We start from the raw sequence: 25,245 nt of genomic DNA on the forward strand, positions 1-25,245 counted from the left end.
CCGGGCCTGATAGGCGGCGCCGATAGGATCACGATGCTGGGTGGAACATCGTTATCAGGAGGCTTTCCATGTCCGTCACCTTCAAGGGCAACCCCATCACCGTGGCCGGCACCTTCCCGAAGCCCGGCGACAGCGCGCCCGCGTTCCGCCTCGTGGGCGCCGATCTGGCCGAGCGCACGCTGGAGGACTTCGGCACGCAGACCAAGATCCTCAACATCTTCCCGAGCGTCGACACCGGGGTGTGCGCGGCCTCCGTGCGCCGCTTCAACGAGGTCGCCGCCGAGCACCCCGACGTGGCGGTGCTGTGCGTCTCCGCTGACCTGCCCTTCGCCCAGAAGCGCTTCTGCGGCGCCGAGGGGCTGGAGAAGGTGACCACGCTGTCGCTCATGCGGGGGCGCGAGTTCCTCAACGACTACGGCGTCGCCCAGGAGTCGGGCCCGCTGGCCGGCCTGGCCGCGCGCGCGGTGGTCGTGCTCGACGGCGACAACAAGGTGGTCTACTCCGAGCTCGTGCCGGAGATCACCCAGGAGCCCGACTACGACAGCGCCCTGGCCGCGCTCAAGTAGGCCCGCGACGCCCCGCCAGCTCGGCCTGGAAGGCCGCCGCCAGGTCGAGCAGGTGCTCATCGCTCGTGGCGGTGTGCTGCAGATCCAGGATGACCTCGTGCACCCCGGCCTCGGCCGCGGCGGCGAGGTAGGCGGCGATCTCGGCGACGGTGCCGCTCCTCGGCGGCGTGCCGTGCTCGGTGACCAGCGGGTTGGCGCGCAGGATCATGCGCAGCCCGGCGGGGTCGCGGCCGGCCTGCTCCGCGGCGCGGCACACGGTCCGCCACATCGAGGTGAGGGCGGGGATCGGCAGCGCGGCCGTCAGCCAGCCGTCGCCCCTGCGCCCGACGCGGCTCAGCGCCGCCTCGGAGAAGCCGGCCAGGTGCAGCGGCGGGCGCCGGACCGGCTTGGGCTCGATGTGGCTGGGCGGGATCGTCCACAGCTCGTGCTCGTACGACACCGGGTCGGTGCCCCAGATCGCCTCCAGCGCGTCGATCGTGGCCTCGTAGCGCCGGGCCCGGCCGCGCCAGGGCACGCCGGCGGCGGCGTACTCGTCGGAGGACCAGCCCAGCCCGAGCCCGGCCTCGAGCCGGCCGCCGCTGAGGTGGTCGATCGTGGTGAGCGATCGCGCCAGGACGGCCGGGGGATACCAGCAGGCGTTGAGCGCGCTGGTGCCCAGCCGCACGGCGGACGTCGCCGACGCGGCGACGGACAGCACCGCGAACGGGTCGAGGAAGACCCGGTGCGCCTCAGGGATCGTGCCGTCGCCCCCCGGGTAGCGGTCCTTCGGCTCCAGCGGTGTCAGCAGCCGGTCGCCCGCCCACAGGCTGCGCAGGCCCATGGATTCGGCCGCGCGTGCCACCCGCAGCACGCTGGACAGCTGCGCGAACCTGCCGAACTGCGGCACGGCCAGCCCGATCTCCACGGCCTCAGCCCTTCCTGCCCACGCCGCACAGGGTCAGCGACGACTCGGGGCCGTCGACGAAGTCGATCAGGTCGGCCTGCTCGGGACGCCACTCGGGCAGCCAGACCAGGCCAGGGGCCACCAGCTCGAACCCCCGGAACAGCCCGGCGATCCGCTCCCGCCCGCGCAGCGTGAGCGGCGCGTCGGCGCCCTGATAGACCTCGGTGGCCCGCTCGACGAAGGCGGCCCTGGCCTCGCTGGTGCCGTGCGACAGCACCAGGTGGCTGCCGGGCGCCAGGGCGTCGCGCAGCGTCGCGACGATCTCCTCGGGGCCGTCGGCGTCGGTGACGTGGTGCAGGACCGCCGTCAGCAGCACGCCCACCGGCCGGTCGAAGTCGAGCGCCCGCTGCACCTCGGGATCCTTCAGCAGCGCCTCCGGCTCACGCAGGTCGCCCTTGACCACGGTCGTGTCGCCCTGGCCTGCCAGCAGCGCCCTGGCGTGCACGAGCACCACGGGGTCGCGATCGACGTAGACCACCCGCGCCGCGGGGGCCACCTCGTGCACGTTGCCGCGGGCGGGCAGCCCCGTGCCGATGTCGAGGAACTGCTCGACGCCGGACGCGGCGAGCAAGCGCACCGCCCGGCCCAGGAACGCGCGGTTGGCCCGGGCCGCCGCCCGCAGCTCGGGGGCCACCTCCAGGATCCGCTCCGCCGCCGCGCGGTCGGCCGGGAAGTGGTCCTTGCCGCCGAGGTAGTAGTCGTGGAGCCTGGCCACGCTGGGCGTCTTCGGATCGAAGCCGAGCGACTCACGCTGCAACCGTCGTCCCCCGATCACGAGTCAACGATCTTTGGTCCGGAGTCTACGGCCCCGGGCCGACAAACGATCATCATAGGCTTACCGATGTGGATGACACCGGTATCGCCGTGAAGATTCCCGGCACCGTGCGGCGCATCGTCTCCCTGGTGCCCTCGCTGACCGAGTCGGTGGCGGCGACCCTGCCCGGCGCGCTGGTCGGGGCGACCGACTGGTGCTCCCACCCGCCGGGCCTCGACGTGGCCAGGGTCAGGGGCACCAAGAACCCCGACCTCGACGCGATCAGGCGGCTCGCCCCCGACGTGGTGCTGGCCAACGCCGAGGAGAACCGGCCGCCCGACATCGAGGCCCTGCGCGAGTCGGGCGTGCCGGTGTGGGTGACCAGGATCGAGACGGTGGAGGAGGCTTTCGCCTCGCTGGAGCGCATGTTCGCGGTCGCGTGCCGTACGGAGCCGCCCGCGTGGCTGGCGCGGGCACGGCAGGCGTGGCGGGCGCCCTACGACGGGCCGAGACGGACGGCGATCGTGCCCATCTGGCGCCGGCCGTGGATGGTGGTGGGGCGCGACACCTTCACCGGCGACGTGCTGCGGCGCCTCGGCGTCGACAACCTCTACGCCGGCCACCCCGAGCGCTACCCCAAGGTCCCGCTCGCCGAGCTGAACGAGCGCCGGCCCGACCTCGTGGTGCTGCCCGACGAGCCCTACGCGTTCAGCCCGAGCGACGGCCCCGAGTCCTTCCCCGGGCTGCGCTGCGCGCCGGTCAGCGGCAGGCTGCTCACCTGGTACGGCCCCTCCCTCGTCGAGGCGCCCGCCCTGCTGCTGCGCGCGCTCAGTTGACCAGGTCCGCCCTGGCGGCCAGGGCCGCGTCCACGGAGGCGGGGGAGAGCACGTGCTCCATGACGATCACCGCCATCCCGACGATCCCGGCCCGGTCGCCGAGCGAGCTGGTGACGATCTCCAGGTTCCGGGTCGTGTACGGCAGGCTGCGCCGGTAGACGATCTCCCTGATGCCGGTCAGGTAGTGCTCCCTGGTCTGCGCCATGTCCCCGGCCAGCACCAGCACGCCCGGGTTGAGCAGGCTGACCGCGGTGGCCAGCACCACGCCCAGCGTGCGCCCGGCCTCCTGGACACAGGCGATGGCCTCCGGGTCGCCCGCCTGCACGAGCCTGACGACGTCGCGGCTGGAGGTCACGCCCAGGTCGGTCGCCACGGCGTGGCCGCTGGCCAGCGACGCCACGCAGCCGCGCGAGCCGCAGGTGCAGACCCGGTCGTCCGTCTCGCGCAGCCGCACGTGCCCGATGTTGCCCGCGGCCTCCTCGACGCCGCGGTAGATCTGCCCGTCGAGGATGATGCCGGTCCCGATGCCGGTGGAGACCTTGATGAGGATCAGCGAGTCGGTGTCGCGCCAGAACGACCACCACTCGCCCAGCGCCATCGCGTTCGCGTCGTTCTCCACCAGGATCGGCACGTCGAAGGTGGTGCCGATCGCCTCGCGCACCGGGTGGTCGTCCCAGCCGGGCATCAGGAACGACCTGATCACCCGCCCGGTCGTGTGGTCGACCGAGCCGGGCAGGTCGAGGCCGATCCCGCACACCTCGTCCGCCGGCCGCCCCACCCGGTCCAGCATGCGCTGGAACGCCTCCCGCACCCACGACAGCACGGCGTCGGGGCCGAGTTCGATGCGCATCTCCGTGCGTTCCTCGGCCATGGGCCGGGCGGCCAGGTCGGTGAGCGCCACCCTGGCGTGGGTGGCTCCCAGGTCGGCCACCAGCATCAGGCGCCTGGTGGCGTCCACGTCGAGCACCGAGGGCGGTCGCCCGCCCCCGGAGGTGCCGACGCCGGACTCGTGGATGTAGCCGGCGTCGATGAGCCGGTCGACCCGATCAGTGATCGTCGACCGGGACAGGCCGGTGAACTCGATCAGTTCCTTGCGGGTCCGGCAGGAGCCATCACGGATGAGCTGGAGGATCTGCCCTGCCGTCAGCATGGTCTATCCCTTCTCCGCTCCTGCGGTGAGGCCCTCCGTCAGCAGTCGCTCACTGGCGAAGAACACGATCACGATGGGCAGCGTGAGCACCACCGATCCAGCCATCAGGACCGTCGTCGGGATCTCTATGCTCCCCGCCAGCTGAGACAGCCCCAGGGAGACGGTCCAGCTCTCCCTCCTCTCCACCAGGAAGAGCAGAGCGAACAGGAACTCGTTCCAGGCGATCATGAACGCGTAGAGGCCGGTGGCCATCAGCGCCGGCTTGGACAGCGGCAGCACCACGCGCCAGATGGTCGACAACCTCGTGCACCCGTCGATCGCCGCCGCTTCCTCCACGCTCTGCGGCACGGTCTCGAAGTAGTTGCGGAGCATGTATACCGTGACGGGCACCGTTTGCGCGATATACACGAGGATCAGTCCGATCAGCGACCCGCGCAGCCCGATCATGGTGAACAGCACGAACAGCGGGATGGCCAGCACGATCGCCGGGAACAGGTACACCGCCAGGAAGAGGAAGTGCACCTGGCGGCGGCCGAAGAAGCGCAGCCGCGCGACCGCGTACGCGCCGGGGATCGAGATCAGCAGCGTGACCGCCACGGAGGCGACCGAGATGATCGCGCTGTTCTTGAGGAAGGTCAGGAACCCCTGCCGGGTCAGCACGTTCGCGTACGTGTCCAGGGTGATGCTGCTCGGCCAGAGCGAGCCCGGCTCCAGGATGAGCTCCTGGATGTCGCGTACCGACAGCATCACCATGTAGAAGAACGGGAACGCGGTGATCAGGAAGAGGAACGCGATCACCAGTGGCCTGGCCAGCCTGAGCAGCCCGCGCTCGAACCTATCTCTGCTCACGTTCACCCCCGGCGAAGAACCTCAGGTAGATGACCAGGAAGACGACCAGGAAGACGGCCAGCACGATCGCCTGCGCCGCAGCGGCCCCGATGTCGTCGCGCGAGGTCAGGAAGTTGTAGACGCGCACGCTGACCACCTCGGTGCCGGCCCCGCCGCCGGTCAGCAGGTAGACGTCGTCGAACTTGGTGAAGGTGAACACGAACCGCAGCACCGCCAGCAGCGCGATCACCGACCACAGCTGCGGCAGGATCACGTAGCGGAAGAGCTGCGTCGGCGCGGCCCCGTCGACCACCGCGGCCTCCTCCAGGTCCGCCGGCATGGCCTGCAGCCTGGCCAGGATGAACAGGAACGCGAACGGGAAGTACCGCCAGGCCTCGAACAGGATCACCGTCAGCAGCGCCACCGGGATCTTGAAGCCGAGGAAGTCGCCCTGGGCCTGCGTGAGGAACGCGATCGGCTCGCTCAGCCAGGTGTTGACGATGCCGTACTGGGGGTTGAGCATCGTCTCCCACAGGAACGTCACGGCCACGACCGGCGCCACGTACGGGATCAGGATCGAGGCCCTGATGAGGGTCCTGCCCATGAACCTCTCCCGCAGCGCCAGCGCGGCCACCAGCCCGAACACGATCGACAGCCCCGTGCCGGCCACCGTGTAGACGAGCGTGTTGGCCAGGGACGTCCAGAAGCCCGGCTCGGAGATGACGTAGGTGAAGTTCTCCAGCGTGTACTGCCCGAAGACGCCGGTCCGGCGGATGTTGATCAGCCGCACGCTCTGGAACGCCAGCATGATCGCCCACAGCAGCGGCAGCACCACCACGACGAGCGTGATGATCAGCGTGGGGGAGATGAGCAGCAGCCCGGCCCTGGCCTCCTGCTCCCGCAGCGTGCGCCCGCGCCGCCTGCGCCGCGGAGGAGGCGCCGCCCGCCTGGGGCGTGGCGGCGCGCTCTGCCCGGTCACTGGCGGATCCCGCGCTTGATGGTCTCCACGTCCTGCTGGGCCTGCTGGGCGGCCTGCTGCGGCGTCAGCGTGCCATCGACGATCGCGCTCAGCGCCTTGGGCACCGGCAGCTCACCCATCGTGGCGCCGATCAGCTTGCCCTGACCCTGGGCGATGCCCCAGCGGGCGAAGGTGTCGGGGCTGGCGCGCAGGGCGTCGAGCACCTCGGCCGGATAGATGTCGGCCAGCGGCTTCTTGGTGTCCACCCCGGCCGGCAGCTTGTTCCACTGCTCCTCGAAGCCCTTACGGGTGGGGAACTTGCCCTCCGGCGCCATGCCGAGCCAGCGCACGTAGCCCTCGTTCATCATGTACGAGACGAACGTGGCGGCCGGCTCCTTGGCGGCGTCGCTGGTGATCGCCCAGGAGACGATCTCGCCGTACTGGGCGGGCGCGCTCCCGTCGGGCCCCTTCAGCGCCGTGACGACGCCGGTGTTCTCGGCCAGCCACTCCGGGTCCTCGCGGCATTCCGCGCAGCTCGGCAGCGCGTCCTTACGGAGCCCGGCCATCTCGTCGAGGATGAAGGACGACCAGACCATCATGGCCGCCTTGCCCGAGAAGTAGGTGGCCCTGGTGGTGTCGACGTCCTGCTTGCCCTTGACGGAGTGGTTCATCACCTGCTTCGAGTAGAAGTCGAAGGACTTCACGCACTGCGGCGAGTTGAGGGCGACGTTTCCGGAGTTGTCCACCATCTGGCAGTTGTTCGCGAGCGCCACGTGCTCGAAGCTCTGCGCGGTGAAGGAGTCCTTAGGCGCGATGGCGAGCGTGATGCCGGCGACCCCGCCGGTGTTCAGCTTGGCCGCCGCCGCCTCCAGCGCCTCATAGCTGTCGGGCGGCTGCAGCCCGGCCTTCTCGAACAGGTCCTTCCGGTAGAGGATGAGCTGCGCCCACCCGTCGCTGGGCACCGCGAGCAGCTTGCCGCCCGAGGTGTCGAGCTCCAGGGCGCGCGGTGAGAACGTGTCGCGGCCGAGGCGATCGACGATCTGGCCGGGGGTCTCGGTGTCGAGCAGGTCGTTGGCCTCCATCTCGCGGATGGAGGCCAGCGGCAGCGCGCCGATCACGTCGGGCAGGTCGTCGGCCGCGGCGGCCGCGGTGAGGGTCTGGCTGAACTGGTCCTCGGCGACGCCGACCAGCTTCACCTTGATGCCGGTCTTCTGCGTGAACTCGGCGACGATCGCGTTCTGCACGGCCATCCGGTCCTCGAGGTTCTCCTCGGTCCAGACCGTGATCTCGTTGCTCGTTGACGACTGCTCGCCGCCGCCGCCCGAGCAGGCCGTCAGGGAGGCGGCGGCCAGCAGGGCGACAGAGAGGACGGCGGTTACCTTCGTCGGCATGGCACGCTCCTCTGGTTGGGGATATGCCGCCCTTACCCGTGCACAAGAGGCCGCAACGTGCGGTAGGCGATTCCGAGACCGGTCTGTACCCTCTCCGTGCTGCCGCTCCACACGGGATCCTCATGCTCCACAGAGACCACTCCGTCGTATCCGCCCTCGTAGAGCGCGTCGATCACCCGGGTCCAGTCGACCTGCCCGAGCCCCGGCACGCGGAAGCGGTACCACCCCTTTTCTCCGCTTATCGGGCCGTAGAAGCCGTAGTGGTCGATACGTCCTGGAAGGAACTGCGTGTCCTTGGCCTGGACGTGCGCGATGTTGCCGACGTACGGCTGGAGCGCCGTGACCGGATCGATGCCGAGCGCGACCAGATGGGAGGGGTCGTAGTTGAGCTTGAGGCCCAAGGTGAACATCCATTCCCATAGTTCGGGCGAGTAGGCCAAATTGCCCGGATAACCATCGGGATGCCAGCTTTTCATCACGCAGTTCTCGATGACGATCTCGACGCCGTTGACCCGGGCGTGCTCGACGAGCGGCCCGAAGACGTCAGTGGCCCTGTCCAGGTTCTCGCGGACCGGCAGCCCTGGATCACGCCCGACGAACGTGCCGACGGTCGGGCAGCCGAGTGCCGCAGCGGCGTCAATACACCGCCTGACGTGCGCGTTCACCTCTTTCCCTGTCGTAGGGTGGAGATTGTTCTCGTAGTAGGCGATCGAGGAAAGCGACAGTCCGGTCTCCGTGAGGATCCGCCGGATCCGCTCGCATTCGGCGTCGTCGAAACGATCTACTCTGATGTGATTTCGGTCATCCGGCGCCGGCCAGCCGGCCACTTCCAGAGCCTCGAAGCCCTGGCTAGCGGCCCAGCGAGCAATGTCGGTAAGGTCGCTTTCCGGAAGACACGCTGTCAGAAACCCCAATTTCATCAGTCACCTCCGACGGAAGTCGTAGACTTAAGAGTGTTACGTGCGCAACTATCGTGTGCAAAGTAACGCTAAATCTTCGACTTTTGTATGATCAATAAGCGTAAGTGTGGGGAATGCGCGTCATCACCTTCGAAGAGCCAGGCCGGGTCCGCGTGAGCCTGGAGTCGCCCGCCGAGCTAGAGCCGGGCACAGTGCGAGTTCGCACTCTCTATTCAGGAGTCTCAGCGGGCACCGAACTCACCGCCTACCGCGGCACCAACCCCTACCTCAGTCGTAAGTGGGACATCGATCGCCGGCTCTTCGTCGAGGGCCAGACGCATGCCTACCCACTCAGCGGCTGGGGCTACCAGGAGGTCGGCGAGGTGGTGGAGGCCGCGCCCGATGTGGCCGACCCCCCGGTCGGCAGCCTGGTGTGGGGCATCTGGGGCCACCGCGCGGAGGCCGTCGTGCCGGCCGACAAGCTCGTCGGCCACGTCCTGCCGCCCGGTGCCGACCCGCTCACGGGCGTCTTCGCCCGGGTGGGCGCCATCGCGCTCAACGCCGTGCACGCCGCCGACGTGCATCTCGGCGACCAGATCGCGATCTTCGGCCAGGGCGTCATCGGGCTGCTCGCCACCCGGCTGGCCGTGCTCAGCGGCGCCCGCGTGGTCGCCGCCGACGCCCTGCCCGACCGGCTGGAGCTGGCCAGGAAGTTCGGCGCGGCCGAGACGTTCGACGTGGCCTCCGGCTCGGTGGCCGAGTTCATGCGCAAGCGCGTCGTCGGCGCCGACACCGTCATCGAGCTCAGCGGCAGCCACCTCGGCCTGCACGAGGCGATCCGCACCGTCCGCAAGGGCGGCCGGGTCGTGGCCGCCGGCTTCTACCAGGGCGACGGCATCGGGCTGCGGCTGGGCGAGGAGTTCCACCACAACCAGGTCCAGCTCGTCTCCTCCCAGATCGGCGGCGTCGCCTCGTGGCTGGCGCACCGGTGGGACGTCGAGCGGCTGCAGCTCACGTTCATGGAGCTCGTGCACCGCGGCGAGGTCGACGCCCGCGAGCTCGTCAGCCACATCATGCCCGTCGAAGACGCCGCCGCGGCCTTCGACCTGCTCGACAAGCACCAGTCCGAGGTCCTCCAGCTCGTCTTCGAATTCAAGGAGTAAACAGTGAAGCTCGCCGTACAGGAGCAGCTTCTGCCCGGTCGCTCGCTGCAGGAGAAGTTCGCGTTCGCCCTCGATGCCGGATTCGACGCCATCGAGCTGCGCGGCAAGGGTGACTTCCACTTCGCGGGCCGCCTGACGGAGCTCAAGCGGGCACTGGCCGACGGCGTGGTCATGCCGACGGTGTGCGTGGACATGCCGCACTTCATCGGCGACTTCGACCCCGCCAAGCGCAAGGACGCCATCCAGCAGCTCCGCTCCCAGCTCACGGTCATCGCCGAGCTGGGCGGCATCGGCGTCATGACGCCCGCCTCCTGGGGGCAGTTCTCCCGCCGCCTGCCGCCGTTCGAGCCGCCACGCAGCCCGGAGGAGGACCGCGAGGTGCTGGCCGAGGCGCTGGGCATCCTCGGCGAGCACGCGCACCGCAACGGCGTGCTGATCATGCTGGAGCCGCTCAACCGGTACGAGAACCACATGGTCAACACCCTGGCCGAGGCCGTCTCGTACTGCGCCATGGACTCGATCAGGATCGTCGGCGACACCTACCACATGAACATCGAGGAGGACGACCCCTGCCGCGCGCTGATCGAGGCGGCCCCGTACCTCGCGCACATGCAGATCAGCGAGTCCAACAGGAACCAGCCGGGCACCGGGCACCTCGACTGGGGCGCGCAGCTCGCCACGCTCGACGCCGTGGGCTTCGACGGCTACCTCGCCCTGGAGTGCCGGCTCCGCGGCGAGCCCGAGATCGTTCTTCCCCAAACCGCAGCATTCGTGAGGAAGTATCTATGATCCTCCGCGACGCCGTGCGCGTCCTGGCCAGCAACTGGGACGGCAGTTACACGGTCCCCTCCCGTCGCCTCTATCCCCACCAGTGGAGCTGGGACTCCGCCTTCATCGCGATCGGCAACGCCCGGTGGTCGCCGCGAAGGGCCAGGACGGAGTTGCTGAGCCTGTTCGGGGCCCAGTGGCACGACGGCAGGGTGCCGCACATCGTGTTCAACCCGCAGGTGCCCGAGGACGCCTACTTCCCGAGCTCCGACTTCTGGAAGGCGGCGGCCCCCTCCGGGGCGCGGACCTCCGGCATCGTCCAGCCTCCGGTGCACGCGCTGGCCGCGTGGAAGACGCACCAGGCCGATCCGGACCCGATGTTCCTGCGCCGGATCTACCCTCGGCTGGTGGCGCAGCAGGAGTTCCTGCGCACCCAGCGCCGCTCCGCCGAGGGGCTGATCTCGATCGTGCACCCCTGGGAGTCCGGCATGGACAACAGCCCGGCGTGGGACCTGCCGCTGGCGGCGGTGCAGGCGAGCGCGACCGGGTTCGTCCGCAGGGACCTGCAGACGGTCAGCGCCGACGAGCGGCCCACCGACCGCGACTACGTCCAGTACGTCGAGCTCGCCCAGGCCTATCGCGAATCCGGCTACCGCGAGCCTGGCGCGTTCCACGTCGAGGATCCGCTGTTCAACGCCGCGTACGGGTCGGCGGAGTCGGCGCTGGCCGGCATCGCCGAGGAGCTCGGCCTCGACCCCGAGCCGCACCGGCGCGAGGCCGAGGCCGTCACCCGGGCGATGGTGCGGCACCTGTTCGACGGCAAGCTGTTCCAGCCGCGCGACGTGCACAGCGGCACCCTGATCGACTCCAGCAGCGTGGCCGGGCTGACGCCGCTCATGCTGCCCGGCCTGCCGCCGGAGGTCGCCGACGCGCTGATCGGCACGGCGCTCGTCCGGTTCGGGCTGAACGACATGCCGCTGCCCAGCTACGCCCTGGATGCACCCGAGTTCGACCCCGCCCGCTACTGGCGCGGCCCGAGCTGGGTCAACGTGAGCTGGCTGGTCTGGCAGGGCCTGCGGGAGCGCCGCCCCGACCTGGCCGGGACGCTCGCGGACGCGATGCTGCGCTCGGTGAGCCTGTCGGGCTTCCGCGAGTACTTCAACCCGCTCACGCTGCGCGGTCACGGCTGCCGGGACTTCAGCTGGTCAGCCGCCCTCGTCCTCGACATCGTCGCTGAGCACAGCCTGAACGGCCTGAAGCCGCCGGCTCGCCAGGCCGCTCAGGAGCCGAGGCGCGTCAGAGAAGCCGACGACGTCAGTGATCACGTGCTCGCGTAGCGGGCCCGCGTGCCGTCTGAGCAGGGAGACGGTCTCGTGCGAGAGCCGCTCCCTGTCCCACGCGTGGGCCAGCCCGCGCGGCACCCGGCCGATCTGGGCGCAGCGCAGCGACAGCCCGTTGTGGTGGAACTCCTCGCCGAGCCGCACCTCGTCGGCGCCGTCGGTGTAGAAGGCCAGGTCCACCAGGGTGCCCTGGGGGCGCAGCAGTCGCAGGCCGAGCGCCAGCGCCCGGGGACGGCCGCGGCACTGGAAGACCACGTCGGCGCCGCGGTCGTTCTGGCCGTGCCGCCAGCGGCGCTTGAGCTCCACGGCGGGGTCGTCGTCGGCGGACAGCACGTTCACGCCCAGCGCCGCGGCGATCTCCAGCCTGGCCGGGGTCTCGTCCACGACCACGACCTCGGCCGCGCCGCCGGAGACGGCGAACAGGGCCGTCAGCAGCCCGACCACGCCGGCGCCGACCACCACCACGCGCCGGCCCCGCACGCCGTCGCCGAGGTCGCGCACCGCGGGCCCGTGCAGGTCGTGCGCCGCGTGCAGGAGGCCGTTGGCGCAGATGGGGCCCATGTGAGCGACGTAGATGCCGAGCATCGGGTCGAGGTCGTCCGGCAGCGGCACGAACCGGTCCGTCAGCGGGTCGGCCACGTACGCCGTGCGGTGCCCGTAGCACATCGCGACCAGCGCGCCCTCGCGCACCGCCCGCGTCCGCGTCTCGACCACCCTGCCGACCTGCATGTAGCCGATGCCGCGCACCGGATACGACACCGACGGCGCGCCCTCCGTGAAGAGCCCGAGCGCCGGGTCCCAGGTGGCCGACAAGTAGGGGTTCGTGCCCTTGACGTAGGTCAGCTCGGTGCCGGCGGAGATCCCGCTGTAGACGGTCCGCACCAGGAACCCGCCTTCGGGCACGTCGGGCAGCTTCTCCTCGACCAGGCAGACCTCGCCCGGCTGGTCGATGCTGAGCACGTTACTGGTCATCATCGAGCGTCACCGGCCTCTGTTCGACGGCGGATCGTGCCAGTGCCAGCGCCAGGCGATGGGTGCGCAGCGCCTGCGCGTACGGTACGCGGACATCGGCCGGCCTGCCCTGCACGGCGTTGATGAACTCGCGGTCCACCCGCACCTTCGCCTGGCCGTCGTCCTCGATCACCCGCTCGCCGTCCACCAGCAGGCGGGTCTCGCTGACCTCCAGCGCGATGCCGTCGGCGCACACCTCCAGCCCCACGCGGTGCTTGTGGCTGAGCAGGCAGGAGGTGGCCAGCAGGCCCGCGGCCCCGCCGGTGAAGCGCAGCACCGCGGCCGTGGCCCGGTCCACCTCGCCGTCCACGGGGTTGTGCGCGGGCACGGCGTGCACCATGGACACCTCGCCCACCAGCAGCCGCGCCAGGTCCAGCACGTGGACGGCCTGTTCCAGGATCTGGCCGCCGGACCTGCTCGGGTCCAGCCACCATCCCACGGGCGGCACTTTGTCCAGCCAGTGGCCGAGCGCGAGCCGCACGGGGCGGTCGGCGAGCAGGTCGCGGGCCTGGCCCAGGATGTCCAGGTAACGCCAGTGGTGGCCCACCGCCGAGGGGAGGGATCTCCGCTCGATTTCGGACGCGATGGATTCTGCGGTTTTGAGATCTAGCGAAAGGGGTTTTTCCACGAAAATCGGGAGATTGCACGACAGAACGTCATGCTCCGGGTTACCGTGCGCGAAAGGAGGCACACAGACGTAAACAGCGTCAAGACCGCCCGCACTGAGCAGGTCGGCATGGTCGCCATAGGCGGGGGAGCCATGCTTCGAGGCCAGCGCCTCGGCCCTGCGGGAATCTGTGTCGGCGATCCCAGCGATCGTGACATCGGGGAACCCGGACAGGACGTCAGCATGACGAGCGGCAACATTTCCGGCACCTACGATGCCGACACGGGTCATAGGGGACACAACCCGGCATATGCCACGTCTGTGCGGAATCAAACAAACATGTTCAACTCCCAGCAGACCGGGCAGAAGCCGTGACCTCATGAGATCGGGGCTGATGCATGGAGACAGATATGCGAGCCTTGGCCAGGGTCCAGGAGTGGTACGGCCCGCACTCGAGCACCGCGGCGGAGTGGCCGGTGGATGCCTTAATGATGGCCAAGGGAGACACCACGGTAAGCGTGGTCCTTCCCGCACGTGACGAGGAACGCACGGTGGGCGACATCGTCGCCGCGATCCGCCGCGACCTCGTCGAACGCACGCCGCTGGTCGACGAGATCCTCGTCGTCGACTCCAACTCGACCGACGCCACCGCGGTCCGGGCCCGTGAGGCGGGCGCCCGGGTGGTGGCACAGGGTGAGGTCCTCTCTCACCTTCCCCCGCTCACCGGCAAGGGCGAGGCCCTGTGGAAGGGCCTGGCCGCCGCCAAGGGCGACATCATCGTCTACATCGACGCCGACCTGCGCAGTTTCGGCCCGCACTACGTGTCGGGCCTGGTCGGCCCCCTGCTGGTGGACAGCGACATCCACTTCGTCAAGGCCACCTACGAACGGCCGTACATCGGCTCGGACGGCGTCGCCCAGCAGGGCGGCGGCGGGCGCGTGACCGAGCTGGTTGCCAGGCCGCTGCTCAATATGTTCTGGCCGGAGCTGGCGGGCTTCGCCCAGCCGCTCGGCGGCGAGTACGCCGCCCGGCGCGAAGTGCTCGAACAGGTGCCGTTCGTCACCGAGTACGGCGTCGAGTTCGGCCTTCTCGTCGACCTGCTCCAGCTCGTCGGGCTGGACGCGATGGCCCAGGTGGACCTGGGACACCGCACGCACACGCACCAGTCGATCCCCGCCCTCGGCCGCATGGCCGGGCAGATCATGCTCACCGCCTGGTCCCGCCTGGAGCGGCAGGGCCGCGTGCTGGCGTCGGAGCCCCCGGCGCACACGCTCCTGCAGTTCGGGCTCGAAGGCCAGGCCGACCTGGTGGATGTGGGCGTGGCGGAGCGACCGCCGCTCGCCTCCCTCGTCCTGAAGGAGGATGTGGCGTGAAAGTCCTGGTGAACGCGGGGCCGTGGCTCGCGGTTCCGCCCGCCGGCTACGGCGGGATCGAGAACGTGGTCGCCACGCTCGTGCCCGCGCTGCGGGCGCGCGGCGTGCAGGTCGTGCTGGCCTCCGTCGGCTCCAGCACCCTTGAGGTGGACGAGCTGATCAGCGTGTACGACGACGAGCAGTTCGCCGAGCTGCAGAAGCCGTACAACCAGGTCATGGGCATCACGCACGCCCATCTGGCCAGGGTGGTGGCGGAGCTGCGCGGGCGCGACGACATCGACCTCGTGCACGACCACGTCGAGGTGGTCGGCCCGGCGATGCTCTCCGCGCTCGGCGGCCCGCCCGTCCTGCACACCCTGCACTGGGACCTGCACAAACATCCCGCCTTCTACGGCGCGTTCCCGCCGTCGATCGCGGTCAACGGCGTCTCGGAGTCGCAGATCGCCCGCGCCCCCGACACGCTGCGCGCCGCCTCGCTCGGCGCCGTGCACCTCGCCACCCCGCTCGCCGACCAGGACCTGCGCGCGGAACGGGGCGAGCACCTGGTGGTGATGGGCCGCATCTGCGGGCTCAAGGGCCAGCACGTGGCGGCCAGGATCTGCCAGAAGCTCGGCCTGCCGCTGGTGCTGGCAGGCCCGGTGAGCGGCCGCAACTCGCCCGCCGAGCTGGACGTCGTGACCCAGAACCCCTACCACCCGCTGCACAGCCACCCGGACGTGCGCTACCACCTCGACCAGGTCTCCCGTTACCTCGACGGCGACCTGGTGCGGTGGGTCGGCGCGGTGGGCGGCCAGGAGCGGGACCACCTCTACGCCTCGGCCCGCGCCGCCCTCTTCCCGATCCAGTGGGACGAGCCGGGTGGCACGGCCGTCGTCGAGGCCATGGCACTCGGAGTGCCCCCGGTGGGCCTGCGGCGCGGCTGCCTGCCCGAGCTCATCGACCACGGCCGCACCGGCTTCCTCGCCGACACCGAGGAGGAGCTGGCGGAGTGGGTGCTGCGGGTGGACGAGCTGGACCCGGAGGAGTGCCGCAGGGAGGCCCGCCGCCGCTTCTCGCCGTCGGTGATGGCGGACCGGTACGTGGAGCTGTACGAGAAGACCATCTCACAGCGATGACACCGCCTCCGCCGGGCGGGTCCTGAGGGCCAGACGGGCGGGGAGGGAGGTGGCGAGCAGGGCCAGGGCCGTCGCCGCGGCGATCACCAGCCCGTACGCCACCGGCGGCACGTACGGCACCGCCGAGCCCGTCATCCCCGCCCCGAAGGCCGCCAGCGTCACCAGCGCCACCGCCGTGCCCGTCACCACGGATGTCAGCACGGCGCCCAGCGTCTCCAGCCGCAGCATGCGCAGGACCTGACGCCGGGTGGTGCCCGCCAGGCGGAGCACGGCCAGCTCCCTGGCCCGGCCCGAGGTGGCCATGGCCAGGGTGTTGACCACGGCGATGGCGGTGAACGCGATGATCAGGCCCAGCGCCACGAACGTGACCTGCGGGTCGGCGGGGCCGGCCGAGGCCGTCGCGGCGGTCGCTTCCGGCAGGGTGATCCCCGGGGCCACGACCAGGAGGGTGCCCGCCGGGTCGTCCACGTGGCCGCGTACCAGCTCGTACGGCAGCGTCACGTCACCGAAGCCGAGGCCGCGCGCGTAGACGGCGGCGACCTTCAGCGTGGCGGGGGTGCCGTCACCCAGCGTCAGCTCGGCCCTGTCGCCCGGCCGCAGGCCGAGGTGGGCGGCGGCGGTGCCGCTCAGCGCCACCGAGCCGGTGCCGAAGCCGTCCATCGTGCCGGCCACGACGCCCAGGTCCAGCGTGCGCGGGTCGTAGGTGACGGCCTGGGCCGGGTACTTGTCCAGGCCGAACCGGACCGACGTGCGCAGCACCCGCGTGACTGCCTGGACGCCGGGCACCTGGTGGATCTCCTCGGCGGCGGCGCCGGGCAGCACGTGGTCGGCGCGGATGCCGGCGGCGGCCTGCTCCTGCGCGGCGGCGGCCATCGTGGTCTGGGCGAACAGGATCGTGCAGGTCATCGCCACCATCAGGGTGAGCGGCGACAGCACGGCGGCCAGCGCCTTCGGGGTGGCGCGCAGGTTCCTGGCGGCCAGGAGACCGCTCGCTCCGGCCTTGCCTGCAGGGATGATCCGGGCGGCGTCCGACAGCAGCGGGCCGAGCACGGCGACCGCCATCCGCGCGACCAGCGGGCCGAGCACCGTGACGGCGATCGTCCAGAGCAGCGCGGTCAGCATCGTCACCGGCGTGGCCGCCGCCTCCGTGTCCAGCCCCGACAGCACCAGGGTGAGCGCCACGCCCCCGGCCAGCAGCACCGGCCCGGCCACCAGCCGCCACCGGGCCGGCCGCCCGTCGTCGATCGCGGCCTCCCCGAGCGCCTCGACCGGCCGGATCCTGGCCAGGCGGCGGGCGGAGACCCGGGCCGCGGCCCAGGCGGCGGCGACGGTGGCCAGCAGCGCGGCCAGCGGCGGGAACGGGCTGACGACCAGCGGCAGGTTCGCCGGGGTCGCGCCGAGCGCCACGAACGCCGCGTGCAGCCCCAGCCCGAGCCCGACGCCCGCGGCCGCCCCCGGCACCCCGGCCAGCACGCCCACCACCAGCGCCTGCCCGCCGACCAGAGCGCGCACCTGCCGCGGCGTGGCGGCCACGGCCCGCAGCAGCGCCAGCTCGCGCTGGCGCTGCTGGATCGACAGCGCGAACGTGCCCACCACCACGACCTCGCCGGAGCCGCGCGGCTCGCGGCCCCGCGCGATCGTGAACGGGGTGAGCGCGGCCGACTCCCAGCCGTGCCCTGTGTACGTGCCGAACGGGAACGTCACCTCGGCCACCACCTTCGACACGCCGGGCGTGCGCCGCAGCGTCCCGACGACCGACTCGGGCAGCCAGGCCCGCTCGGCCAGCGGCTTGGCCTTCGTCTTGGCCTCGCCGTCGCCCTTGTCGACGGTCTCGCGCACGTACTGGTCGGCGGCCACGATCACGGGCGCGCCCGCGTACCGCTCGGGCGCGACCGTGCCGCGCAACCCCGTCTCCAGAGCGGGCGGCACGCAGGCGCTCCTCCACGACGGCGGCGCGGGCCAGGCCCTCCCTGGCCGCCTGCAGCTCCTTGGCCAGCCCTGCCAGGCGCAGCAGGCTGTAGACGACCAGGCCGGTGACCAGGTTGCTCACGGTGAGGTTCGCGGCCTGGGGGAGCGGCAGGCCGTAGGCGGTGGCGACGGCGGCCGTGGCGGCCACGATCGCCGCCACCAGCGGCCAGGCCGTGCGTGGCCGGAAGGCCAGCAGCACCGGGCCCGCCAGGAAGCCGCCCGTGCCCAGCCAGATCGGGCCGAACAGCGGGATCGGCACGAACGCCAGCGCCGCCATCACGCCCAGCGCCGTCATGTGCCGGCCCGACACGGACCTGAGCTGCATGACCACGATGACGGCCAGCAGCGCGGCGGCGGGCAGCAGGAGGTTCGCCGGGATCTGGAGCAGGGCCTTGAGGGTGAAGCCGACCAGGACGGCGGCCAGGAGGAGCACCGACAGGTCGGCGGGCGGGCGTTGCTCCGGCTCGCGTCGCGGGGCGGGCAGCGTGGCCTCCACCGTGTGCCGGCCCTGGTCGGACAGGCCACCGGCGAGCCTGCCGCCCGCGGCCGTGACCTGGGTGGCCAGGTCACTCAGCGCGTCGTCCTCGGCGGTGCGGCGGCCGTCGTCGGTGATGCGCAGGGTGACGGTGCCCGGCTGCTCCGTTGTTTCGATCAGGCAGGTGGTGGCCGTGCCCCGGCGTACGACGTCGGTGACGGCCTCGCGCAGCACGGTCGCCAGCAGCGCTCCCGCCGGGCCCAGTGGCTCGGTGTGGGCGGCGCGCACCTCCGCGTTCACTCCTGCGGCGGACAGCATGGCTCCGGCCGTGGTCAGCTCGGGGGTCAGCGACATCGCGCGGTAGCCGGCGGCGGCGGCTCGCGCCTCGGCCAGCGACTGTCGCGCCGCCGCCACCACCTCACCAAGCTTTTCGCCCGGCCCGTCGCCCGGCCCGTCGCCCAGCCGGTCGCCCAGCCCGTGGCCCAACCCGTCGCCTGGCTCGGCGGTGGTGGAGTCGCGCAGGGCGCGCCGTACCCCGTCCATGATCGTCGCCAGCCCGCGCCCCAGCCCGTCGCTCAGCTCGGCCGCGATGCGCAGCCGTTCCTCGCCCACCGCCGCCGCGGCCAGCGCCTGGCGGGTGGCGTGCAACTCGTCCACGCGCTCCACCAGCCGGATGAGCCCCGGCACGATCAGCGTCATCAGCACCGTGGTGATCGCCAGGTCCAGCGTCGTGCCGACGTCACCGCCCCGGGCGTACGCGATCACCACCGCGCTGAGCACCACGGCGGGCGCCACCGCCCACAACCGCGTCACCAGCAGCGACCCGGCCAGGAAGCCGAGCACGACCACCGACGAGCCGGCCCCCAGCGTCACCCAGTACACGAGCCCGGCCTGCGCGGCCAGCAGCCACCACGACCTGGACCAGAGCGTGTAGAGGCACTGCACCGCGAACACGAGCACCGCCCCTGGCGCGCCCGCCAGCACGTACACGCTGGACAACGCGGCCAGCACCGCCACCACGATCACCCGCGCCAGGAACACACCCGCAAGCCTAGGAGAAGCCCTTCGGCAGCACGGTGACCGGGCAAGCCTAGGAGAAGCCTCTCGGCAGCACGGTGACCGGGCAGGCCGAGGCCCGTAGCACCTTCATGGCCAGCTCCCCGAGGAACACCCGGTGCGGCTGGGCGTCCTCGCTCGCCGCGCACACCAGCAGCTCGCCGGGCAGCCACTCGACGTCCGCCAGCGCCGCCGCCACGTCGTGGCCCTCGGCCACCTCCGACTCCGCCTCGATCCCGGTCTTCTCCCACGCCAGCCGCACGGCCAGCGCCAGATCGTCGCGCAGCCTGCCCTGGTCGTCGGTGCGCAGGTCGAGGGTGATGAGCCGGAGCGGCACACCCAGCCGCAGCGCCGCCAGCGCCACCTGCCCGACGGCCGCGTCGCACTGCGGGCGGTGCACGTACGCCAGCGTGAGGCGACCCGGCTCGGTGGGCGGCACGTACCGGGCGGGCGCCAGCATGACCGCCTCGGACGACAGGTGCAGCAGGTGGTCGGCGGTCGTGCCGATCGCGATGCGGCCGTGCTGACCGCCGGCCGCCGAGCCGACCACGATCAGATCGGCCCTGATCCTGCTGGCCAGCACCGACAGGCCCCGCCCGGTGCCCCTGCTCTCGTAGGTGATGTACTCGGCGAGCACCGGCCCGAGCTCCTCGCCCGCGTGCGCCAGGTTGGCCTGCGCCTCCACCGCCGCCCCCGGGCTGCCGGGCGGGTAGATCGTGGCGATCGTCAGCTCCCCGCCGGTGACACGGGTGATCGCGGAACCGAGGGCGAGAGCGTCTCTCCCGCCCGCGTCGTTCGTGTATCCGACGATCACGTGCGCTCCGATCACGATTGCCCTCTTACCCGCTCTGAACTGGGAATACGCGGCCTTCTTCCGAACGTTGCAAACCTACGGAGGCGCAAAGAAAGTGAAGATCACCCTTGATACCCGGTTCAACGGGTCCCTCGGTCCTGTCACCCTTCGTGAAGCGGTTCAGCAGCTCCGGGCGCACGACCTGGCGTGCACGGTGGCCGCGGACGCCGTGGAGCGGAAGGTGACCGTCTTCTCCGACTGCGTGGAGCGCGGGTTCACGCCGCTGCGCAGTGAGATCATGGCCGCGTACTACGTCGCCGAGCGGGACGCCACGACCGAGGCGTTCGACCGCGGGCTGATCACCCGCGGTGAGCTGGAGAGCAAGCAGGCCGCGTTGGCCCGCCAGTTCCTCACGTAAGCCCCTTACTTAAGTGATAGGGCGGTTTCGGTCGGATGACCGAGGCATTTGACGCGTTCAGTCCGTAAGGTCTTGTGCATTCGTCGTTCACGGATTGGACACGCGTGTACCAGGACATCGTCGGCTTCTCCCTCACCACCCCCGCATGGCTGCACACCTTCGCCGAGGTCGGCACCGATGCCGGGTTATTCCTCTTCGCGGCGCTCTTCGTGGTGGCCGCCGTGCGATCGTGGCGAGGGCCGGCGCGGGACCTGGCGCTCGTGATCGCCGGACCGGCCGGGATCGTGGGCGCGTACGTGGTGAGCGAGGTCGTCAAGCTCCTCGTCAGGGAGGAGCGGCCGTGCCGGGGCGGCGTGACGACCATCGCCGCCTGCCCGCCCCCCGGCGACTGGTCCTTCCCCAGCAACCACTCGGTCATCGCGGCGGGCGCGGCGGCGGCGCTCGTGCTGGCCTGGCGTGCGCTGGCGTGGGTGGTGTTCCCGCTGGCGGCGGTGATGGCGTTCTCGCGGGTGTTCGTGGGGGTGCACTACCCGCACGACGTGGCCGCGGGCTTCCTGCTGGGCGCGGTGCTCGCGCCGCTGTTCACGTTGCTGCTGGTGGGGGCGGTCACCCCTGCGGTACGGCTCGCCCGCGCCCGCCTCACGGGCGGCAACCCGCCGCCCGTCAGCCTCGGCGCCCCGGGCCACCTCGGCGCCCCGGGCCACCTTGGCGTGCCCGCTGACCCCGGCGTGCCCGCTGACCCCGGCGTGCCCGCTGGGCCTGGCGTGCCCGCTGGGCCTGGCGTGCCCGGCGTTCGCGTTCCGAGGGGTGCCGCCTTCCCGCATCAGCCCGTCGCGGAGGCCCCGAACCGGTCTGTCGCCTCGATGAGCCGATCCAGGGTGCCCGGCTCCGAGTAGGCGTGCCCGGCGTCGGGGATCACGTGGAACTCGGCCTCGGGCCACGCTTTGTGCAGCTCCCAGGCCGTGGTCATGGGCGTGCAGGAGTCGTAGCGGCCCTGCACGATCACGGCCGGGATGTGCCGGATCCTGTCCACGTTCGTGAGGAGCTGGTCGGCCGGCTCGAACCAGCCGCCGTGCCGGAAGTAGTGGTTCTCGATCCTGGCGAAGCAGACGGCGTACTTGTCCTCACTGAACTCCTCCACCAGCGCCGGATCGGGCAGCAGCGTGACCGTGCCCCCCTCCCACCCGGACCACGCCTTGGCCGCCGCCAGCCGCTCCTCGTCGTCGGCCCCCTCCAGCCTCCTGCCGAACGCCGCGATCAGGTCCGCGCGCTCCTCCTCCGGGATCGGTGCGAGGTAGCGCTCCCACAGATCGGGGAACAGGTAGGAGGCGCCCTCCTGGTAGAACCAGCGCAGCTCCTTGGGCCGCAGCATGAAGATCCCGCGCAGCACGATCTCGCTCGTCCTGTCGGGATGCGTCTGCGCGTACGCCAGCGCCAGCGCGCTGCCCCACGACCCCCCGAACACCTGCCACCGCTCGATGCCCAGGTGCTCGCGCAGCTTCTCCATGTCGGCGACCAGATGCCACGTGGTGTTGGCGGACAGGTCGGTGGCGGGGTCGGCGGCGTGCGGCAGGCTCCGCCCGCAGTTGCGCTGGTCGAACAGGACGATCCGGTACAGCTCGGGGTTCCACTGACGGCGGTGCTTGGCGCTGCACCCGCCTCCGGGGCCGCCGTGGATCATGACGGCGGGCTTGCCGTCGGGGTTGCCGCAGACCTCGTAGTAGATCTGGTTGCCGTCGCCGACGTCGAGCAGGCCCGAGTCGTACGGCTCGATGGGCGGGTACAGGGTTCTCATACACCCCGATCCTGCCGCATCCCGCGAGGCCGGTGATGCCGGCCTCTACTCCTGAGTCCACGCGTACCGGCTGAGGAAGGCCCGATCCCCCGTCGCGTACTCGTTGAAGGCCTGCCGCACCCCCTCCAGCTCGGGCACCATCGCCCGGACCATCGCCCCCTCCTTGTACTCCAGCTCGAACCCGGGCGAGACCTGCAGGAAGTGCCGCCCGAAGTTCACCAGCGCGACGAACGGGTTCTGCGCCGACATCGTCCCCAGCACGTCATGGACCAGCCCCAGGTCGGGATCGTTGACCACCATCCCGTCGCCGGTGTGCAGCTGCATCCCCTCGTACACCCCCAGCGGGGCCACGTTGTGCACCAGGTCCCGCTGCGGGTCGTAACACACCAGCCCGTGCGCCCGCGCGACCGTGAACACCTGGGCCGACAGCTCGTCCATCGTGTCCAGGTCCATGCTCACCAGCACGTGCCCCGGATAGAGCGTGATCTCCCCGGGCAGCTCCTTGGCCACGTCGGGCGCGACGTCGGCGCCGGGCGCGGTGCGCTTGACCGCCAGGTACGTCGCACGCGCCTGGTCCCTGCTGATCGGCACCGGCTCGTCCCAGACCATCAACTCAACGCTCATCGGTCCATCTTGACGGACCGGTGCCGTCACCGCGCGTCACGTCCTGGGTTTTTCCGAATCCGGCACCAGCTCGACCGTGCAGTACATGCACCGGCGCGCCTCCGTCGGGATGTCGGACAGGCACTCGGGGCACTGCTTGGTGGTGGCCGACTTGTTCCGGTCGAGGAGGCTGAGCAGCCGGGTCATCGGGGCCACGACCAGCCAGTAGACGATGGCCGAGATGATCAGGAAGGTGATCAGGTGGTTGAGGAAGTCGCCGTACTTGAACTCGCTGCCGTTGACGGTGAAGGAGTACTCGGCGAAGTTCGGCTGCCGGCCGCCGGTCACCGCGCCGATCAGCGGGGTGATCAGGTCGCGTACGAAGGCTTGGATGAGGCCGCTGAACGTGGCGCCGATGATCACGGCGACGGCGAGTTCGACGATGTTGCCACGGAGTAAGAACTGTTTGAAACCGCCCATGGAGTCGGCCTCTTGCCGCAGACGGCGTCTCGAAACCGGCCGAGACGGGCGGGCCGCCACGGAGGGTGCCCGCCCGGGATGGTGCTAGACGGCTGACTTGATGCCGTCGATGAAGTCCGTCCACTCCTCAGGTGCGAAGCGGAGCAGGGGACCGTGTGGGTTCTTGTTGTCGCGCACCGCCACGGTGCCGGAATTTTCCAGCCGGACCTCGACGCAGTTGACGTTGTTGCAGAACGTGGATTTTCGCCACGCCGGACGACCGTCTTGCATGTGCACTCCAAGCGTGAATTCAACCGCCTAGTGGCCTCCGCCCGTGCGATGGGAGATTATGGACGCCACTTTGACAAATGAGCACGACAGCTCGGGTAACGCATATTACCAGAAAGTTCTTTACGTTTTCAATGTGCCAGCTCGGCGAACTTCGCCTGCCTTTGCAGGATACGCCCCGCCGACTCGCTCGGCCCCAGTGCCACGGATCGCAGATGATTGAGCAACTCCCTGAAGTAGCGCAACTGCCCGGGCTTCTCCTGAAAGATCTGACCGGCCAGCGTATCCAGGTAAACGGTGTCGGGCAGCCCCGCCGGCTCGTCGAACTCGAGCAGCATGAATGCGCTGTCGAGGCCGACGTGCGCGCCGACGGTATAGGGGATGACCTGCACCTGGACATGCGGTAGCCGAGCCAGCTCATGCAGGTGGCCGAGCTGCCCCGCCATCACCGCCGGGCCGCCGATGTGCCGGTGCAGCGCGGATTCGTCGAGCAGCACCCAATAACGCGGCGGCGTGGCCTTGCGCAGCACGTCCTGGCGCCGCATCCGTTTGTCCACCCGCTCCCCGAGGGCCTCCGGGCTGATATCGGGGACGACGCCGCTGATGACGGCGCGGGCGTAATCCTCGGTCTGCAACAATCCGGGGATGGTGGTCGTCTCGTATTCGGTTATGGCGACCGCTTCGTTCTCCAGGCCGGTGAGCGGGCGGAAATCCACTTCTTCCGGCTCCTGCCACCAGCTCTGCTGTCTGGCGTCCTTGGCCAGCGCCATCAATTCCGTCGGATCGGGCACGCCGTAGAGCCGGCCCAGGTCGCGTACGTCGCGCAGGCTGACCCGGCGTTGTGCGGTTTCTATTCGGCTGATCTTGGCCGGTGAGCACAGCAGCCGGTGGGCCACTTCGGCGATGCTCAGGCCGCTGTCATGTCGGAGCTCGCGGAGTCTTTTCGCCAGCTGACGCTGGCGGAGGGTGGGATTCGCCATTCGCGCGTCGTCCATCTTGTCCGATGTCGGCTGGTGGTCTTCTCGGGCTCGTCGTGGGCCGATGGACGATTGTTGATCCAGTGTTACGACGCGATCATATCGCCGTAGATCCCGCTGGGTCCGGGCGTAAGGTAACTGTCACCGAAAGTGCCAGTGGCAATTGCCATAGACACGTGCCGATGCCGACCGTCTCGGGTAAATGTGAGAAAAGCGCAGTATGACATGCGATGTTCGGCTCTGCGCGGAGTGCTGGGCCGATGTTGGCCCATCGGCCCAGCTGAAGACGCCCTTGCTCTCGAAGCAAAAGGACAATCCACCATGGATGGTAGCAACATGCCCGTAAATGGGGGATGGCGGAATGTCGTCCGCCGCTGGCTCGACGCGGCCCTCGAAGCCCTGGACGCCCTGGCCTTCGACGGCCCCGACGCACGGGCCGTGGCGCTCGGCTTGCGGGTGCATCGGCCCGCGCGGTTCGTCCGCGTCTATCGCAGCCCCGCCTTCGACACCCGCACCCCCTGCGTCCCCTGCGACGGCGAGGGCGTCACCGCGCGCGGCCCCTGCCGGGACTGCCTGGGTCTCGGCCGCGTCGGCGGGCGGCGCTCCGTGACCTCGGGCACGGGTTGACGCGAGGAGGATGCTTGGTTCGTGGGCCGCCTCGATACCGCGCCGTCGGGGCGGCCCACCCCTTTTGACCTCGTATGAAGCAAC

At 70.6% G+C, this 25,245-nt stretch carries 27 protein-coding genes and 2 pseudogenes; 12 read left to right on the top strand and 17 right to left on the bottom strand.

What is annotated here, in order from left to right:
* The first annotated feature begins 68 nt into the window (after window positions 1–68).
* A complete protein-coding gene (gene tpx / locus LCN96_RS08580) occupies window positions 69–566 on the top strand; it encodes a thiol peroxidase (RefSeq protein WP_225272047.1) in 498 nt (165 codons plus the stop codon).
* On the opposite strand, the gene LCN96_RS08585 is transcribed toward tpx, so the two are convergent.
* Entirely contained in the window at window positions 559–1,470 is a 912-nt protein-coding gene (locus LCN96_RS08585) for a TIGR03619 family F420-dependent LLM class oxidoreductase (RefSeq protein ID WP_225272048.1), read from the bottom strand. The genes tpx and LCN96_RS08585 overlap by 8 nt on opposite strands.
* Before the next feature lie 4 nt (window positions 1,471–1,474).
* The gene (locus LCN96_RS08590) at window positions 1,475–2,284 is read right to left on the bottom strand and encodes an SAM-dependent methyltransferase (protein WP_225272049.1); all 810 of its coding nucleotides are present in this window, start codon (window positions 2,282–2,284) and stop codon (window positions 1,475–1,477) included.
* Window positions 2,285–2,352: 68 nt separating this feature from the next.
* Here LCN96_RS08590 and LCN96_RS08595 point away from each other — a divergent pair, with 68 nt between their 5' ends.
* Complete coding sequence (locus LCN96_RS08595; RefSeq protein ID WP_225272050.1) at window positions 2,353–3,099, top strand: helical backbone metal receptor; 747 nt, start codon at window positions 2,353–2,355, stop codon at window positions 3,097–3,099.
* Here the strand turns inward: LCN96_RS08595 and LCN96_RS08600 are convergent.
* The 5 genes from LCN96_RS08600 to LCN96_RS08620 are packed head-to-tail and all read right to left on the bottom strand — an operon-like array spanning window position 3,092 to window position 8,346.
* Window positions 3,092–4,249: an ROK family transcriptional regulator gene (locus tag LCN96_RS08600; RefSeq protein ID WP_225272051.1), complete on the bottom strand. Its 1,158-nt coding sequence runs from the start codon at window positions 4,247–4,249 to the stop codon at window positions 3,092–3,094. The two genes, LCN96_RS08595 and LCN96_RS08600, sit on opposite strands and share 8 nt — an antisense overlap.
* A gap of 3 nt (window positions 4,250–4,252) precedes the next feature.
* A complete protein-coding gene (locus LCN96_RS08605) occupies window positions 4,253–5,098 on the bottom strand; it encodes a carbohydrate ABC transporter permease (protein WP_225272052.1) in 846 nt (281 codons plus the stop codon).
* A complete protein-coding gene (locus LCN96_RS08610) occupies window positions 5,085–6,056 on the bottom strand; it encodes a carbohydrate ABC transporter permease (RefSeq protein ID WP_225272053.1) in 972 nt (323 codons plus the stop codon). The genes LCN96_RS08605 and LCN96_RS08610 overlap by 14 nt, the downstream gene beginning before the upstream one ends.
* The gene (locus LCN96_RS08615) at window positions 6,053–7,426 is read right to left on the bottom strand and encodes an ABC transporter substrate-binding protein (RefSeq protein ID WP_225272054.1); all 1,374 of its coding nucleotides are present in this window, start codon (window positions 7,424–7,426) and stop codon (window positions 6,053–6,055) included. Before LCN96_RS08615 ends, LCN96_RS08610 begins: the two co-directional genes overlap by 4 nt.
* 32 nt (window positions 7,427–7,458) lie before the next feature.
* Window positions 7,459–8,346, bottom strand: a complete 888-nt coding sequence (locus LCN96_RS08620; protein ID WP_225272055.1) for a sugar phosphate isomerase/epimerase family protein — start codon at window positions 8,344–8,346, stop codon at window positions 7,459–7,461.
* A gap of 191 nt (window positions 8,347–8,537) precedes the next feature.
* Between LCN96_RS08620 and LCN96_RS08625 the strand changes: the two genes are divergently transcribed.
* The 3 genes and pseudogenes from LCN96_RS08625 to LCN96_RS57360 form a co-directional block, all read left to right on the top strand.
* Window positions 8,538–9,488, top strand: coding sequence for a zinc-dependent alcohol dehydrogenase (locus LCN96_RS08625; protein WP_225272056.1), 951 nt, complete (start codon window positions 8,538–8,540; stop codon window positions 9,486–9,488).
* Window positions 9,489–9,491: 3 nt separating this feature from the next.
* Window positions 9,492–10,277, top strand: coding sequence for a sugar phosphate isomerase/epimerase family protein (locus LCN96_RS08630; RefSeq protein ID WP_225272057.1), 786 nt, complete (start codon window positions 9,492–9,494; stop codon window positions 10,275–10,277).
* A pseudogene (locus tag LCN96_RS57360) lies at window positions 10,274–11,452 on the top strand (MGH1-like glycoside hydrolase domain-containing protein); the annotation flags it as partial. The gene LCN96_RS08630 and the pseudogene LCN96_RS57360, both read left to right, overlap by 4 nt.
* 9 nt (window positions 11,453–11,461) lie before the next feature.
* On the opposite strand, the gene LCN96_RS08635 reads toward LCN96_RS57360, so the two are convergent.
* From LCN96_RS08635 to LCN96_RS57365, 3 genes and pseudogenes are all read right to left on the bottom strand, one after another.
* Window positions 11,462–12,571: a zinc-binding dehydrogenase gene (locus LCN96_RS08635; protein WP_225272058.1), complete on the bottom strand. Its 1,110-nt coding sequence runs from the start codon at window positions 12,569–12,571 to the stop codon at window positions 11,462–11,464.
* Window positions 12,558–13,154 carry a Gfo/Idh/MocA family protein gene (locus LCN96_RS56485; RefSeq protein ID WP_263657457.1) on the bottom strand — a complete coding sequence of 199 codons (597 nt, stop codon included), beginning with the start codon at window positions 13,152–13,154 and terminating at the stop codon, window positions 12,558–12,560. Before LCN96_RS56485 ends, LCN96_RS08635 begins: the two co-directional genes overlap by 14 nt.
* Window positions 13,155–13,157: 3 nt before the next feature.
* Window positions 13,158–13,595: pseudogene (locus LCN96_RS57365) on the bottom strand (Gfo/Idh/MocA family protein); the annotation flags it as partial.
* A gap of 29 nt (window positions 13,596–13,624) precedes the next feature.
* Here LCN96_RS57365 and LCN96_RS08645 point away from each other — a divergent pair.
* Window positions 13,625–14,587 carry a glucosyl-3-phosphoglycerate synthase gene (locus LCN96_RS08645; protein WP_225272060.1) on the top strand — a complete coding sequence of 321 codons (963 nt, stop codon included), beginning with the start codon at window positions 13,625–13,627 and terminating at the stop codon, window positions 14,585–14,587.
* Window positions 14,584–15,702 carry a glycosyltransferase gene (locus LCN96_RS08650; RefSeq protein ID WP_225272061.1) on the top strand — a complete coding sequence of 373 codons (1,119 nt, stop codon included), beginning with the start codon at window positions 14,584–14,586 and terminating at the stop codon, window positions 15,700–15,702. The genes LCN96_RS08645 and LCN96_RS08650 overlap by 4 nt, the downstream gene beginning before the upstream one ends.
* Here the strand turns inward: LCN96_RS08650 and LCN96_RS08655 are convergent.
* Entirely contained in the window at window positions 15,691–17,631 is a 1,941-nt protein-coding gene (locus LCN96_RS08655; RefSeq protein WP_225272062.1) for an FtsX-like permease family protein, read from the bottom strand. The genes LCN96_RS08650 and LCN96_RS08655 overlap by 12 nt on opposite strands.
* A gap of 161 nt (window positions 17,632–17,792) precedes the next feature.
* On the opposite strand from LCN96_RS08655, the gene LCN96_RS08660 reads away from it, so the two are divergent.
* Together LCN96_RS08660 and LCN96_RS08665 are read left to right on the top strand one after the other, a co-directional pair.
* On the top strand, window positions 17,793–18,509 hold the full coding sequence (locus tag LCN96_RS08660) for a hypothetical protein (protein ID WP_225272063.1): 717 nt from the start codon (window positions 17,793–17,795) through the stop codon (window positions 18,507–18,509).
* Window positions 18,510–18,686: 177 nt separating this feature from the next.
* Window positions 18,687–19,079, top strand: coding sequence for a hypothetical protein (locus LCN96_RS08665; protein WP_225272064.1), 393 nt, complete (start codon window positions 18,687–18,689; stop codon window positions 19,077–19,079).
* Between the two features lie 156 nt (window positions 19,080–19,235).
* Here the strand turns inward: LCN96_RS08665 and LCN96_RS08670 are convergent, their stop codons facing one another.
* Window positions 19,236–20,030: a universal stress protein gene (locus LCN96_RS08670; RefSeq protein WP_225272065.1), complete on the bottom strand. Its 795-nt coding sequence runs from the start codon at window positions 20,028–20,030 to the stop codon at window positions 19,236–19,238.
* A 79-nt stretch (window positions 20,031–20,109) separates the two neighbouring features.
* On the opposite strand from LCN96_RS08670, the gene LCN96_RS08675 reads away from it, so the two are divergent.
* Window positions 20,110–20,412, top strand: a complete 303-nt coding sequence (locus tag LCN96_RS08675; protein ID WP_225272066.1) for a hypothetical protein — start codon at window positions 20,110–20,112, stop codon at window positions 20,410–20,412.
* Between the two features lie 104 nt (window positions 20,413–20,516).
* Window positions 20,517–21,308 carry a phosphatase PAP2 family protein gene (locus tag LCN96_RS08680; protein WP_225272067.1) on the top strand — a complete coding sequence of 264 codons (792 nt, stop codon included), beginning with the start codon at window positions 20,517–20,519 and terminating at the stop codon, window positions 21,306–21,308.
* Here the strand turns inward: LCN96_RS08680 and pip are convergent.
* From pip to LCN96_RS08705, 5 genes are all read right to left on the bottom strand, one after another.
* Window positions 21,236–22,207 (bottom strand): prolyl aminopeptidase, encoded by a 972-nt coding sequence (gene pip / locus LCN96_RS08685; protein ID WP_225272068.1) that lies wholly within the window; start codon window positions 22,205–22,207, stop codon window positions 21,236–21,238. The genes LCN96_RS08680 and pip overlap by 73 nt on opposite strands.
* Window positions 22,208–22,252: 45 nt before the next feature.
* Window positions 22,253–22,831, bottom strand: a complete 579-nt coding sequence (locus LCN96_RS08690) for a hypothetical protein (RefSeq protein WP_225272069.1) — start codon at window positions 22,829–22,831, stop codon at window positions 22,253–22,255.
* A gap of 36 nt (window positions 22,832–22,867) precedes the next feature.
* Complete coding sequence (gene mscL / locus LCN96_RS08695) at window positions 22,868–23,290, bottom strand: large conductance mechanosensitive channel protein MscL (RefSeq protein WP_225272070.1); 423 nt, start codon at window positions 23,288–23,290, stop codon at window positions 22,868–22,870.
* Between the two features lie 84 nt (window positions 23,291–23,374).
* Window positions 23,375–23,560, bottom strand: coding sequence for a DUF397 domain-containing protein (locus LCN96_RS08700; RefSeq protein WP_225272071.1), 186 nt, complete (start codon window positions 23,558–23,560; stop codon window positions 23,375–23,377).
* 128 nt (window positions 23,561–23,688) lie between these two features.
* The gene (locus LCN96_RS08705; RefSeq protein WP_225272072.1) at window positions 23,689–24,552 is read right to left on the bottom strand and encodes a helix-turn-helix domain-containing protein; all 864 of its coding nucleotides are present in this window, start codon (window positions 24,550–24,552) and stop codon (window positions 23,689–23,691) included.
* Between the two features lie 303 nt (window positions 24,553–24,855).
* Between LCN96_RS08705 and LCN96_RS08710 the strand changes: the two genes are divergently transcribed.
* Window positions 24,856–25,161 carry a hypothetical protein gene (locus LCN96_RS08710; RefSeq protein WP_225272073.1) on the top strand — a complete coding sequence of 102 codons (306 nt, stop codon included), beginning with the start codon at window positions 24,856–24,858 and terminating at the stop codon, window positions 25,159–25,161.
* Window positions 25,162–25,245 lie beyond the last annotated feature (84 nt).

This window comes from Nonomuraea gerenzanensis, assembly GCF_020215645.1.
GTDB lineage: Bacteria > Actinomycetota > Actinomycetes > Streptosporangiales > Streptosporangiaceae > Nonomuraea > Nonomuraea gerenzanensis.